This is a genomic window from Deinococcus carri (assembly GCF_039545055.1).
Lineage (GTDB): Bacteria > Deinococcota > Deinococci > Deinococcales > Deinococcaceae > Deinococcus > Deinococcus carri.
Map to the genome: position 1 here is coordinate 34,590 of NZ_BAABRP010000023.1, position 12,260 is coordinate 46,849.

Below are 12,260 nucleotides of genomic sequence, written 5' to 3' on the forward strand. Positions count from 1 at the left end.
GCGCGGGGAGGCGCGGGTAAATGCCGCCTCAAGACGGGCGGGGCTGGCCGAAACACGGGGGGTGGTTCAGGTGCGCCCAGAAGGCCATGATGGTGTGCATCGCCTGGCGGAACTGCGTGAAATCCAGCGGCTTGACCACGTAGGCGCTCGCCCCGTGCGCGTAGCTGTCGCGGATATCGCGCGCCTCGGCGCTGGTGCTGAGCATGACCACCGGGAGGTCGCGGGTGCTGGCCTCGCCGCGCAGGGCGTCCAGCACGGCCAGCCCGTCCATCTGCGGCATCTTGAGGTCCAGCAGGATCAGGTCGGGCAGGGGGGCTGGGCCGCGCAGCACCCGCAGGGCCTCGGGGCCGCTGCCCGCGACCATCAGCTCACAGTGCGCGTCCTCGTCCTGAAAGGCGCTGAGGGCCAGTTCCACGTCGTATACGTTGTCGTCTACCAGCAGAATGCGTCGGCGCTCCACAGGCTCCCCCCTTTGCCGCCCCAGCACTTGCCCCCCGAAGAGATATGAAGATTTTCTCAATTCTGCCTGACCTGCTGTGACCAGACGGTGACGGGCCTCGCTCTGTCTGCCTGACCGGGCGGAAGGGCGGCGGCGGGCGGGCTAGACTGCGCCCGTGTTGACGAAGCGCATCATTCCCTGCCTGGACGTGCAAAACGGGCGGGTGGTGAAGAACGTGCGGTTTTTTGAGAACCACCGCGACGCGGGCGACCCCCTGGCCCTGGCCCAGCTCTACGAGGCGCAGCAGGCCGACGAACTGGTCTTCTACGACATCACCGCCACCTATGAGGGCCGCTCCCTGATGCTGGACGTGGCCGCCCGCGTGGCCGAGCAGGTGATGATGCCCCTGACCGTGGGCGGCGGCGTGAATGCCGTGGCCGACTTCCGGCAACTGCTGCTGGCGGGGGCCGACAAGATCAGCGTGAACAGCGGCGCGGTGCGGCGGCCCAGTCTCATCCGCGAGGCCTCGGACCACTTCGGCGCGCAGTGCGTGGTGCTGAGCATCGACGCCAAACGCCGACCAGACGGGAGGGGCTGGAACGTCCATGTGGGCGGCGGCCGGGTGGACACCGGCCTGGACCTGCTGGAGTGGGCCGAGCAGGGGCAGCGCCTCGGCGCGGGCGAACTGTGCCTGAACGTGATGGACGCCGACGGCACCCGCGCGGGCTTCGACCTTGCCGCCACCCGCACCGTCGCCGCCGCCGTGGACCTGCCCGTCATCGCCTCGGGCGGGGCCGGGAAGCTGGAGGACTTCCGCGACGTGCTGCGGGGTGGCGAGGCGGGGGGCCGGGCGGACGCGGCCCTGGCCGCCAGCGTCTTTCACTTCGGGGAGCTGACGGTGCCGCAGGTGAAAACCTACCTGCGGGGCGAGGGGCTGCCCGTGCGCCCGGAGTGGCGGGAGGAGCAGGTGGACCGTGGGAGGTAGGTCGCGGCGAGAAGACCGTTTTCCGTTCCTCCCCCCATCCCCCAGGAGTTGCCCGAGATGACCCCCGACCTTTCCCGACTGAAGTTCAGCCTCCCAGGCCCAGGCACCGACGGCCTGATTCCCGTCGTGACGCAGGACGCCCGCACCGGCGCGGTGCTGATGCAGGCGTATGCCGACCGCACGGCCGTGCAGCGCACCCTGGACACCCGCGAGGCCACCTACTACAGCCGTTCGCGCGGCGAGCAGTGGGTCAAGGGGCAGAGCAGCGGCCACACGCAGCGGGTGGTCAGTGTCCACGCCGACTGCGACGGCGACAGCCTGCTCTACCGCGTGGAGCAGACCGGCCCGGCGTGCCATACCGGCGAGTATTCCTGCTTTCACACGCCGCTGCTGGAGGAGGCCCCCGCATTGACGGGCCTGGACGGCACGCTGGAGCGCGTGTACGGCACCATCACGGAGCGCCTCGCCACCCTGCCGGAGAACAGCTACGTGGCGCGGCTGCACGCCGGGGGCCTCGACCGCGTGCTGAAAAAGATCAGCGAGGAGGCGGGCGAGGTGCTGCTGGCCGCCAAGAACGCCGACCGCGCCGAACTGGCGACCGAGGTGGCCGACCTGCTGTTTCATACCCTCTTTGCGATGGCGGAAGTGGGCGTCTCGCCCGCCGACGTGGCCGCCGTCCTGCACGAACGGGAAGGCCGCAGCGGGCTGAAGGGGCCGAAGGAAGTGGGCTAGCGTGTTCCCCTCCCCTCCCCCAGCCCAGGCCCCCAAAGCCGGGTGGCGCACCTGGGCGCGGGAGACGCGGGCGGCCCTGCCGGACCTCTCGGCCGACCTCACCGCCCACCTCGCCGCCTTTCTGCGGGCGCGGGGCGTGCGGCGGGTCCTGGCCTACCGCGCCCTGCCGGGCGAGCCGGACGTGTCGGCCCTGGCCGCGGCCTTCGAGCTGCTGACCACCCGCGCCCGCTTCCGGCCCGAACCGCACCTCACGCTGCATCCCTGGGACACGGCCACCGAGCCGAGCCGCTTCGGGGCGCTGCAACCCCCGGCGGACGCGCCGCGTGTCGCCCTCGAAACGGTGGACGCCGTGCTGCTCCCCGCCCTGGCCTTCGACCGCCGGGGCGTGCGCCTGGGCTACGGGGGCGGCTTCTATGACCGTCTGCTGCCCGGCTTCACCGGCCTGACCGTGGGCGTGGTCTGGGAGGCGCTGGTGGTGGACGAGCTGCCCAGTGAGGCGCACGACCTGCGGGTGGGGTGGCTGGCGACGGAGACAGGGGTGCGGGCCGTTCAGCCCTGACCCAGTGCCTGACCCAGCGGCCACGCCTCCTCCGGCACGTACAGCCCGCCCGGTCCGGGTTTCCGCATCACCCACACTTCCTGCGCGGTGAATGTAAGGGGTTGGGCGGCGAGGTCGGCAAACTCCGCCCCGGCTGCCGCCAGAACCGCGTGCAAATCCACCCCGCGCCGCCGCAGGGCCAGCGTCAGGTGGGGGGTCATCTGCGGCCCCTCGTAACCGAAGCGCGCGGGCGGCCTCAGGGCATCCAGCAGCCGCAGATGCAGCGCCACCGCCTCCGGGGAGTGAACGGCGAGATACACGGCGCTCCCGTTGCCAAAGGCCCGCGCCCCCCCGACCCGCAGTGTGATGGGCGGAACCCCGGACACGGCGGCCCGCGCGGCGGGGACCCAACTTGATTCTGGGCCTGATTCCGGGGTCAGCCCGCTGCGCGCCTTGATGGTCACGTGCGGCGCACTTTCCCGCACCCCCAGCCGCAGCCGCCAGGCCTCCACCCGCGCGGCGAGGTCGGGCGGCGGCAGCAGGGCCAGCAGGAAGGCGGGGGTCATACGGATTCCGTCCAATTCCTGAACAGTCGGGAGGGCACCGCCTGTTCATGCATCTCCCGAAATCCGCCCTTGTTCCTTCTCCCTCTGGTCGGATTTCCGGGTGTTTTCAACACCCTTCAATCGGAATCAGTATCATCCGGCACGCCCCCACGAACAGGCCGCACGCACACGGGAAAACTCGCTGTCCGCCACAGCCCAATGTACCCCCGCCGCGCTCCTGCCGCCGTCCAGCGGCACCGGACGTGATCTCACCTTCCTCCGGTACAGTTCAGGAGTGACCAGCACTTCTGGCAGTAGCAGCACCCCCGATGCGGCGCTCAAGCGGACGCCCCTGCACGCCGCGCACCTGCGGGCGGGTGCCCGGATGGTGCCCTTCGGGGGGTGGGACATGCCCGTGCAGTACGCGGGCGTGAAGGCCGAGCACGACGCCGTCCGCACCCGCGCGGGCGTCTTCGACGTGTCGCATATGGGCGAGTTCCGCGTGCAGGGGCCGGACGCGGAGGCCTTCCTCCAGCGCGTGACCACCAACGACATCGGCAAGCTGAAACCCGGCCGCGCCCAGTACAACTGGCTTCCCAACGAGGCGGGCGGCCTGGTGGACGATATCTACGTCTACCGTGTGGGCGCAGAGGAGTTCCTGCTGGTGGTGAATGCCAGCAATGTCGCCAAGGACTGGGCGCACCTCCAGGCCCACGCCGCCGGCTCTGACGTGCAGCTCACCGACGAGTCCGGCCGCTGGGGCCTGCTGGCCGTGCAGGGGCCGGAGGCGGCGGCGCTTCTGCAACCGCACCTGGACGTGGACTTGGGCGCGAAGAAGAAGAACGCTTACTTCCCCGCGCGCCTGTTCGGCCAGGACGTGTGGCTGGCCCGCACCGGCTACACGGGCGAGGACGGCTTTGAAGTGTTCGTGGATGCGGAGGGGGCCGAGGCCCTGTGGGAGAAGCTCCTGACCCTGGGACTGACCCCGGCGGGCCTGGGCGCGCGTGACACCCTGCGCCTGGAAGCGGGCTTTCCGCTGTACGGCCACGAGTTCGCGGAGGACCTCCATCCCCTCGCCAGCACCTACACCTGGGTCGTCAAGGACAAGGAGCACGTGGGCCGCGCCGGGATTCAGGCCCAGCCGCCCGTGAAACTCATCGGCCTCGCCCTGGAGCGCGTGCCCGTGCGCGAGGGCTACCCCGTGCTGCTGAACGGCCAGCCGGTGGGCCACGTCACCAGCGGCACCAGCAGCCCCACCCTGGGCCACCCCATCGCCATGGCCCTGGTCCAGGCCGACGCCGCCCACGAAGGCGCTTACGAGGTCGAGGTGCGCGGTAAGGCGCAACCGGCGCGGCGGGTGGAGTTGCCCTTCTACAAGAGGTAGGCGGGAGGCGGGGCGCGGTACGCAGGAAAAAACCGCGCACTGCGTACCGCGCACCGCCTCCCACACCCCGCGTCCCGCTCCCCACACTTCCCCCCTCCCCAATACAGGAGAATCAACCCCATGCAGACCCCCAACGAACTGAAATACGCCGCCTCCCACGAATGGCTCGCTTCCGACGGCACGGTCGGCATCAGCGATTTCGCGCAGGACCAGCTCGGCGACGTGGTGTATGTCGAACTGCCCGAGGTGGGCCGCGTCGTCACGGCGGGCGAGTCCATCGCCGTCGTGGAGAGCGTGAAGACCGCCTCCGACATCTACGCCCCCGCCAGCGGCACCATCGTCGCTGTCAACGAGCAGCTTTCCGGCAACCCCGAACTGGTCAACAGCGGCCCCTACGGTGACGGCTGGCTTTTCAAGCTGGACGTGACCGAGGAAGGCGGCGACCTGATGGACGCCGAAGCGTACACCGCCGCGAACGGCTGAACGGAGCTTCCAGCGGCCAGCTTCCAGCGACCAGTCCAACGGGGCCTGTGCTTCTTGCTGGTCGCTGGCGGCTGGCAGCCGGCTGCCCCCCAAGGAGAACCCATGCGCCCCCTCAACGAACTCCTCCAAACCAATGATTTCACCCGCCGTCACATCGGCCCCTCGCCGGAAGAACAGGCCGAGATGCTGGCCGTCCTCGGCGTTTCCAGCCTGGACGAGCTGACCGAAACCACGCTGCCCGAGAGCATCCGCTTCACGGGCGAGCTGAAGGTCGGCGGCCCCGTCACCGAAGCGCAGGCCCTGGCCGACCTCCGGGCCGTGGCCGACAAGAACCAAGTCTTCCGCTCGTACATCGGCATGGGGTATTACGGGACGCTCACGCCCAACGTCATCCTGCGGAACATGCTGGAAAATCCCGGCTGGTACACGGCGTACACGCCCTACCAGGCCGAGATCTCGCAGGGCCGCCTGGAGATGCTGCTCAACTTCCAGCAGATGGTGATGGACCTGACCGGGATGCCCGTCTCCAACGCCTCGCTGCTGGACGAGGCCACCGCCGCCGCCGAGGCAATGACGCTGGCGAAGCGACAGGTCAAGAGCAAGGGCAACGTCTTCTATGTCGCGGACGACGTTCACCCGCAGACGCTGGACGTGATTCGCACCCGCGCCGAGTACTTCGGCTACGAGGTCGTGACCGGCACCGCGAACGGCGACCTGCCGGAAGGCACCTTCGCCGCGCTGGTGCAGTCTCCCGGCACCTACGGCGACCTGCACGACCTCTCCCCCATCGCGGAGCGGGTCCACGCCGCACACGGAGCGCTGATTGTGGCGACCGACCTGCTGGCCGACGCGCTGGTGAAGCCGCCGGGCGAGCAGGGGGCGGACATCGTGATGGGCAGCGCCCAGCGCTTCGGTGTGCCGATGGGCTTCGGCGGGCCGCATGCGGCATTCCTGGCCTGCCGCAGCGAATACCAGCGGTCCATGCCGGGCCGCGTCATCGGCGTCAGCAAGGACGCGCGGGGCAAGACCGCCCTGCGCATGGCGATGCAGACCCGCGAGCAGCACATCCGCCGCGAGAAGGCGACCTCCAACATCTGCACCGCGCAGGCGCTGCTGGCGAACATGGCCGCCGCGTATGCCGTGTACCACGGCGCGGAGGGCATCCGCACGATTGCGGAGCGGGTTCACCGGATGACCGGGATTCTGGAAAGGTTCCTCGTTGAAGCAGGCATCACGCCGCTGAATGAAACGTTCTTCGACACGCTCAGCTTTGAAGGCGACGCCGCTGCAATTCGCGCTCGTGCCGAGGCTAAAGGCATCAATCTGCGTTACGAGGGCAACCGCATCAGCGTCAGCCTGGATGAGACGGTGACGCCGAGCGATGTTGAAGACTTGATCGAAGTGATTGCCGGAACTCGGTTCAATCCTCAAACGGGGCAAGAATTCAAGGTCTTGTCGGACTACCAGTACAAGGCTGGCGACGGCATTCCCGACAACCTCAAGCGCACCTCCGACTACCTCCAGCACCCCGTGTTCAACACGCACCACAGCGAACATGGGATGCTGCGCTACCTCAAGACGCTGGAGAACCGCGATTACAGCCTCGTTCACGGCATGATTCCGCTGGGAAGCTGCACCATGAAGCTCAATGCCACCGCCGAGATGATTCCGGTGACGTGGCCCGAGTTCGGCAGCCTGCACCCCTTCGCGCCGCAGAACCAGACGGGGGGTTACGCGCAGATGCTGGCCGAGCTGGAAGCGTGGCTGGCCGACATCACCGGCTATGACGCGGTTTCCCTGCAGCCCAACAGCGGCGCGCAGGGCGAGTACGCGGGCCTGCTCGCCATCCGCAAGTACCACGAGAGCCGCGGCGAGGGCCACCGCACCGTCTGCCTGATTCCCGCCAGCGCCCACGGCACCAACCCCGCCAGCGCCGCCATGCTGGGGATGCAGGTCGTGGTCGTCAAGACCGACGAGAACGGCAACATTGACCTGGACGACCTGAAGGCGAAGGCCGAGGGGCACGCCGACAAGCTGGGCGCGCTGATGATCACCTACCCCAGCACCCACGGCGTGTACGAGGAGCAGGTCACCGAGGTCTGCGACATCATCCACCAGCACGGCGGGCAGGTGTACCTCGACGGCGCGAACATGAACGCGATGGTGGGCCTCGCCAAGCCGGGCCTGATCGGCAGCGACGTGTCGCACCTCAACCTGCACAAGACCTTCGCCATCCCGCACGGCGGCGGCGGGCCGGGCATGGGGCCGATTGGCGTCAAGGCGCACCTCGCGCCCTTCCTGCCCAACCATGACGTTCGTCCGGTCAGCGAGAGCCACACCGGGGCCGTCAGCGCCGCGCCCTACGGCAGCGCCAGCATCCTACCCATCAGCTACCTCTACATCCGCCTGCTGGGACCGGAAGGGCTGAAAAAGGCCACCCAGGTCGCGCTGCTGAACGCCAACTACATCGCGCAGCGGCTGGGCGGCGCGTTCCCCGTACTGTACACCGGGCGGGGTGGCCGCGTGGCGCACGAGTGCATCCTCGACATCCGCCCGCTCAAGCAGGCGAGCGGCATCACCGAGGAGGACATCGCCAAGCGGCTGATGGACTACGGCTTCCACGCCCCCACCATGAGCTTCCCGGTGCCCGGCACGCTGATGATCGAGCCGACCGAGAGCGAGCCGAAGGCCGAACTCGACCGCTTCATCGACGCGATGCTGAATATCCGCCGCGAGATTCAGGAAGTGCAGGACGGCCTGATGAAGGCCGAGGACAGCCCGCTGCGGCACGCGCCGCACACCCAGGACGACCTGATGACGGATGAGTGGAACCGCGCCTATAGCCGCGAAACCGCCGCCTTCCCCACCCGCGCGCAGCGGGCCTGGAAGTACTGGCCCGCCGTCAACCGCGTGGACAACGTGTTCGGCGACCGCAACTTCGTCTGCTCATGCCCACCCATCGAGGAGTACGCGGAGTTCGAGTTCAGCGAGTAAGATGGACTCCGATTGAAAGGTTGACATGTCAACCTGAAAATCCGAGCGGAGCGAGAAGGAGAAAGACGGGTTCCGGGCGTGGAGTGAACAAGCCGGCGCTTTCCCGGTTTGTTCATGAAACAGACGGAATCCGTACAAAGCAGCGAGCAAAGGGAGGGGGCAGGCCATGCGGCTCGCCCCTCTTCTCTTGTGCAGCCGGCCCCAAATGGCTGGACGGCCCATCCTGTCAAAATAGGCCGACGGATTCGCCATCCAGCAAGGAGAACCCCATGCCGAACCCTTCTGACCCACACACCCCACCCACCCTCGACCCCGAAACGCTGGAATTCTTGCAGGGCATCTTCGAACTTGTCCGCGCCGGGGACGCCGGCCGCCTCGGCCCGCTGCTGGATCAGGGGCTGCCGCCCAACCTCCGCAACCAGAAAGGCGACAGCCTGCTGATGCTCGCCAGCTACCACGGGCACCAGGAGGTGGCCCGGCAACTGCTGGAACACGGAGCCGACCCCGAGCTGCACAACGACCAGGGGCAGACGCCACTCCAGGGAGCGGTATTCAAGGGCGACGTGCCGATGGTCGAACTGCTGCTCGCGCAGGGCGCGGCAGTGAACGGGGCCGGGCCGGACGGCAAGACGGCGCTGATGCTGGCCGCCATGTTCAACCGGACAAACCTCATTGACCTCCTCCTCGAACGCGGAGCCGACCTCCACGCCCGCGACTTCCGGGGGCTGTCCGCGCTGGACGTGGCCCGGATGATGGGCGCGCCCGAGACGGCGGCCCAGTTGGAGGAGCGGCTGAGGCAGGCCCAGTCATAGCAGCCCAGTCGTAACGCCCAACCCGCCTTACGCCGCCTCTCAAGTGCCGGGCGGGCAGGCGGCGGACAATACGGGTGGAGGAATGCCTATGTCAGATGATCGCCGGGAAAGCTACAACCCACCTGTGGACGTCAACCCCTCGCCGGGTGAGAACAGCACCACCGAGGGCACCGTTCGCGACACCACCAGCCTCGACACGACGCTGGGGACCTCCCGCACCGGGGGCATGGGCGGGATGGCGGGCACGCTGGATGTGGATACCGACATGGCCGGGACCACGTCAACCACGGAGTTGGAAGACTTATAAGCCCTCTGGCCCGTCCTCACTCCTCACCCCGCTCCGGTCTGACCTTCAGGGCCTGCCGGGCGAGCAGGGCGGCCAGCAGCAACCCGGCGACATGCCCCAGCGGGTGCTGGGCCTCCAGGGCAAACGCGGCGTCCGCGACCACCAGCAGCCCGGCCAGCCCAACGCCCACCCGCGGCACCCGGCCCTGGTGGGGCGTGTCGTACATGGGTGTTCGGGGGTAGGGGTCGGTCATGGCGTCGCGGGCCTCGATATAGCGGATCAGGGCCAGCACCCCGTAGACCAGCAGCAGCCCGGCCAGCAGCATCAGGGCCAGCCCCGGATAACGTCCGGCCCCGGTGTAGTCCAGTGCCCCCAGCGTGAAGTGCCACAGGGCCGTGACCAGGGCCAGCAGCGCCAGGCCCAGCATGGCGGGCGTGCTGTAGGTGGGAGGGGCACCCAGGGGCGGCATAGCAGAGGCCCCCAGGGTACGCCCTAGGAGGGGCGGCAACCGTGGGGGCAACAGCGAAATGGACCGCCGAATGGCCGATCAGCGATCGGTGGCGGGCGTATTGACCTCGACCGCCGTCAGCGTCTCGGTGATGCGGAAGGTGTGCGGGGTGTTGCGCGGGACGTGGTAGCTGTCGCCGGGCTGGAGGCTGACCGTCTCGTCATTCACAATCAGGTCGACTCGGCCCTCGATGACGTACCCGAGAGTTTCATAGGGGTGGGTGGACATGGGCTTGTCCGCGTTCGGCTCCTCGCGGTGCCACAGCCGCATGCTGCTGCCCTCGCCGCGAACCAGGTGGTGCTCGCCTTCCGGACCGTGGGTGGTACTGCCCCGGCTGACCTTGTACCGACTTCCCTCGTTCTGAGTCATACCTCAGCCTGCCGGGACCGCGCGAGCGGGGGGTGAGGGGAAGGTTGAGGGGTACTTACGGCCGAGGTCGCCCGCGCGGGCCGCGCCAGCACGCCTTCCCCAGCTTGTGCCCGAAAATCACGTGCTGGACGTTCTTTTGCGGACTTGGCGGCGGGGGGGGCAGCGGCGTACACTGACGGTCTACCGTTGCGCCTGGCAACGTGGCGAGGGGGTGAGGGAGCAACGTGGGAACCAAGGAGGACGTGCGTGCGCGGCTGAGTATCGCGGACGTGATCGGGGAACACGTGCGCCTCACCCCGGCGGGCAAGGGCCGCCTGAAGGGGCTGTGTCCCTTTCACAAGGAAAAAAGCCCGTCCTTTCAGGTGGACACCGAGCAGGGGTACTTCTACTGCTTCGGCTGCAAGGCCGGGGGCGACGTGTTCAGCTTCGTGCAGCGCGTCGAGAACCTGAGTTTCGGGGACGCCCTGCGCAAGCTCGCGGACCAGGCGGGCATCCAGGTCGAGGCCCGCTACGGCGAGCGCAGCAGCCGCGACCTCTACGACGTGAACGCCTTCGCGCTGGAGTATTTCCGCGAGCATCTCCCCGGCCCCGCCCTGGACTACCTGCGGCGGCGCGGCCTGACGGACGAGACCATTGCCGCCTTCGAGCTGGGCTACGCGCCCGACGGCTGGGACGGCCTACTGAAGCGCGCCCGCAACCGCAACCTCACCGAGCGGCAACTGCTGGAGGCCGGGCTGCTGACCGAGAACCCCGAATCGGGCCGGGTCTACGACCGCTTCCGCGGCCGCGTGATGTTTCCCATCCGGGACCACCTGGGGCGGCTGGTGGGCTTCGGGGGCCGCGTGCTGGACGACAGCAAACCCAAGTACCTGAACACGCCCGAAACGGACGTCTTCAAGAAGGGCGAGCTGCTGTATGGCCTCGACAAGGCGCGAGCGGGCCTGGGCAGCGGCAGCGAGCTGATCGTGGTCGAGGGCTATATGGACGTCATCACCCTGCACCAGCACGGGTTTACCGGCGCGGTGGCAAGCCTGGGTACGGCGCTCACTGCCGAACACGCCACGCTGCTCGAACGCCTGGGTGCCCAGCGGCTGACCCTGATGTTCGACCGCGACGAGGCGGGGCTGAAAGCCACCCTGTCCGGGCTGGATCAGGTCCTGGGGGCCAAGTTCCGTGTGCGGGCCACCAGCGTTCCCAGCGGCAAGGACCCGGCGGATGCCCTGCTCGCCGGGGACGACCAGGGCATCCGCGCGGCACTGGCAGGCGGCCTGGACGAGGTGGAGTACCGGATTCAGGCAGCGGTGGAGGCCCACGGCCTGGGCACCAGCGAGGGCAAACGCCGGGTCCTGCTGGCCCTGCTGCCCCGCATGCAGAACCTGGACCCTCTAGACGACGGGGCCGAGCGAATGCGCGCCCTGGCCTGCGACCGCCTGGGCATCAAGCCCGAAGCCCTGCTGGAGTGGATCGGCAGCAAAGCCAAGCGCCGCAGCCTCACCGATACCCACCTCGCGGGCATGAGCACCCAGCGCACCGAGGAGGACCGCGAACTCGCCCTGCTGCGGCAACTGCTGGTGGACCCCAGCCTGCTTGCCAAACTCGACGGCAGTATGCCCTGGCGCAACGAGGCCGTCCGCAAGGTGATGCTGGCGGCCCAGGGTGCGCGCAGCCCGGATGACATCCTGGAAGTCTTTCGCGGCCAGCCCGAGGAACAACTGCTGATTAGGTTGCTGTTTGAGGGCCGTGACACGGGAGCCCTCTCCCGCGACACCAACCAGATCTATGAGCAGAAGGTGGAAGCCTATGCCGCCGCAGCCGTTGATGATATTCAGGTCGGCCTCAGTATCGACTCCATGCGCGCCGAGGTCGACCTCCTGAAGAGGCAGGTCCTCCAGGCCTCTGCCGCAGAACAGGCAAGTCTCCTGCGTCAGATTCAGGAATTGCAGCGCGCCATCGAGGCAGAGAAACGCTCCCGCCGGGCAACGGCGTAAGCGAGCAAGCAAAGGCGAGTAGCTGGAGAATGAAAAGCGTTTCTCCAGCCACTCTTTAAAACAAGCCAACAAAAAGCCCCCACCGACTGAGGGTGGGGGGGTGGGGAATGGAGCGGGAGACGAGATTCGAACTCGCGACATCTACCTTGGCAAGGTAGTGCTCTACCAGCTGAGCTACTCCCGCACAGTGTTGTGCA

Annotated in this window: 13 protein-coding genes and 1 tRNA gene; 9 read left to right on the forward strand and 5 right to left on the reverse strand. The window is 68.2% G+C overall.

All coding sequences use genetic code 11. The features are described from left to right. Positions 1–28: 28 nt before the first annotated feature. Positions 29–460 (reverse strand): response regulator, encoded by a 432-nt coding sequence (locus ABEA67_RS17630; protein ID WP_345467816.1) that lies wholly within the window; start codon positions 458–460, stop codon positions 29–31. 154 nt (positions 461–614) lie between these two features. Here ABEA67_RS17630 and hisF point away from each other — a divergent pair, with 154 nt between their 5' ends. From hisF to ABEA67_RS17645, 3 genes are read left to right on the forward strand one after another with little or no spacing between them, the layout of a single operon-like run. Continuing rightward, entirely contained in the window at positions 615–1,424 is an 810-nt protein-coding gene (gene hisF / locus ABEA67_RS17635) for an imidazole glycerol phosphate synthase subunit HisF (RefSeq protein ID WP_345467819.1), read from the forward strand. A gap of 57 nt (positions 1,425–1,481) precedes the next feature. Then, complete coding sequence (hisIE, locus tag ABEA67_RS17640; RefSeq protein WP_345467821.1) at positions 1,482–2,156, forward strand: bifunctional phosphoribosyl-AMP cyclohydrolase/phosphoribosyl-ATP diphosphatase HisIE; 675 nt, start codon at positions 1,482–1,484, stop codon at positions 2,154–2,156. Position 2,157: 1 nt separating this feature from the next. Then, positions 2,158–2,715 carry a 5-formyltetrahydrofolate cyclo-ligase gene (locus ABEA67_RS17645; RefSeq protein WP_345467823.1) on the forward strand — a complete coding sequence of 186 codons (558 nt, stop codon included), beginning with the start codon at positions 2,158–2,160 and terminating at the stop codon, positions 2,713–2,715. Here ABEA67_RS17645 and ABEA67_RS17650 read toward each other — a convergent pair. After that, positions 2,706–3,260 carry a 2'-5' RNA ligase family protein gene (locus ABEA67_RS17650; RefSeq protein WP_345467826.1) on the reverse strand — a complete coding sequence of 185 codons (555 nt, stop codon included), beginning with the start codon at positions 3,258–3,260 and terminating at the stop codon, positions 2,706–2,708. The two genes, ABEA67_RS17645 and ABEA67_RS17650, sit on opposite strands and share 10 nt — an antisense overlap. A gap of 274 nt (positions 3,261–3,534) precedes the next feature. Here ABEA67_RS17650 and gcvT point away from each other — a divergent pair, with 274 nt between their 5' ends. The 5 genes from gcvT to ABEA67_RS17675 all read left to right on the forward strand — a co-directional run bounded on the left by gcvT (position 3,535) and on the right by ABEA67_RS17675 (position 9,219). Next, entirely contained in the window at positions 3,535–4,623 is a 1,089-nt protein-coding gene (gcvT, locus tag ABEA67_RS17655) for a glycine cleavage system aminomethyltransferase GcvT (RefSeq protein ID WP_345467828.1), read from the forward strand. A gap of 120 nt (positions 4,624–4,743) precedes the next feature. Further along, complete coding sequence (gcvH, locus tag ABEA67_RS17660) at positions 4,744–5,106, forward strand: glycine cleavage system protein GcvH (RefSeq protein WP_345467830.1); 363 nt, start codon at positions 4,744–4,746, stop codon at positions 5,104–5,106. Between the two features lie 102 nt (positions 5,107–5,208). After that, positions 5,209–8,100, forward strand: coding sequence for an aminomethyl-transferring glycine dehydrogenase (gcvP, locus tag ABEA67_RS17665; protein ID WP_345467832.1), 2,892 nt, complete (start codon positions 5,209–5,211; stop codon positions 8,098–8,100). Between the two features lie 269 nt (positions 8,101–8,369). Further along, positions 8,370–8,912 carry an ankyrin repeat domain-containing protein gene (locus tag ABEA67_RS17670; protein WP_345467834.1) on the forward strand — a complete coding sequence of 181 codons (543 nt, stop codon included), beginning with the start codon at positions 8,370–8,372 and terminating at the stop codon, positions 8,910–8,912. An 88-nt stretch (positions 8,913–9,000) separates the two neighbouring features. Continuing rightward, positions 9,001–9,219, forward strand: a complete 219-nt coding sequence (locus ABEA67_RS17675; protein WP_345467836.1) for a hypothetical protein — start codon at positions 9,001–9,003, stop codon at positions 9,217–9,219. A gap of 16 nt (positions 9,220–9,235) precedes the next feature. On the opposite strand, the gene ABEA67_RS17680 is transcribed toward ABEA67_RS17675, so the two are convergent. Then, on the reverse strand, positions 9,236–9,667 hold the full coding sequence (locus ABEA67_RS17680) for a hypothetical protein (protein ID WP_345467838.1): 432 nt from the start codon (positions 9,665–9,667) through the stop codon (positions 9,236–9,238). 78 nt (positions 9,668–9,745) lie between these two features. Then, positions 9,746–10,075, reverse strand: coding sequence for a cupin domain-containing protein (locus tag ABEA67_RS17685; RefSeq protein ID WP_345467839.1), 330 nt, complete (start codon positions 10,073–10,075; stop codon positions 9,746–9,748). Positions 10,076–10,299: 224 nt separating this feature from the next. On the opposite strand from ABEA67_RS17685, the gene dnaG reads away from it, so the two are divergent. Next, entirely contained in the window at positions 10,300–12,063 is a 1,764-nt protein-coding gene (dnaG, locus tag ABEA67_RS17690; protein WP_345467842.1) for a DNA primase, read from the forward strand. Between the two features lie 108 nt (positions 12,064–12,171). Here dnaG and ABEA67_RS17695 read toward each other — a convergent pair. After that, positions 12,172–12,247: transfer RNA gene (locus ABEA67_RS17695), tRNA-Gly, on the reverse strand. Between the last annotated feature and the right edge of the window lie 13 nt (positions 12,248–12,260).

Excerpts from the sequence above, each read along its gene's own strand:
- hisIE (WP_345467821.1), top strand. The coding sequence starts at position 1,482 with ATGACCCCCGACCTTTCCCGACTGAAGTTCAGCCTCCCAGGCCCAGGC.
- ABEA67_RS17650 (WP_345467826.1), bottom strand. The coding sequence starts at position 3,260 with ATGACCCCCGCCTTCCTGCTGGCCCTGCTGCCGCCGCCCGACCTCGCC.
- gcvH (WP_345467830.1), top strand. The coding sequence starts at position 4,744 with ATGCAGACCCCCAACGAACTGAAATACGCCGCCTCCCACGAATGGCTC.
- gcvP (WP_345467832.1), top strand. The coding sequence starts at position 5,209 with ATGCGCCCCCTCAACGAACTCCTCCAAACCAATGATTTCACCCGCCGT.
- ABEA67_RS17670 (WP_345467834.1), top strand. The coding sequence starts at position 8,370 with ATGCCGAACCCTTCTGACCCACACACCCCACCCACCCTCGACCCCGAA.
- ABEA67_RS17675 (WP_345467836.1), top strand. The coding sequence starts at position 9,001 with ATGTCAGATGATCGCCGGGAAAGCTACAACCCACCTGTGGACGTCAAC.
- ABEA67_RS17680 (WP_345467838.1), bottom strand. The coding sequence starts at position 9,667 with ATGCCGCCCCTGGGTGCCCCTCCCACCTACAGCACGCCCGCCATGCTG.
- ABEA67_RS17685 (WP_345467839.1), bottom strand. The coding sequence starts at position 10,075 with ATGACTCAGAACGAGGGAAGTCGGTACAAGGTCAGCCGGGGCAGTACC.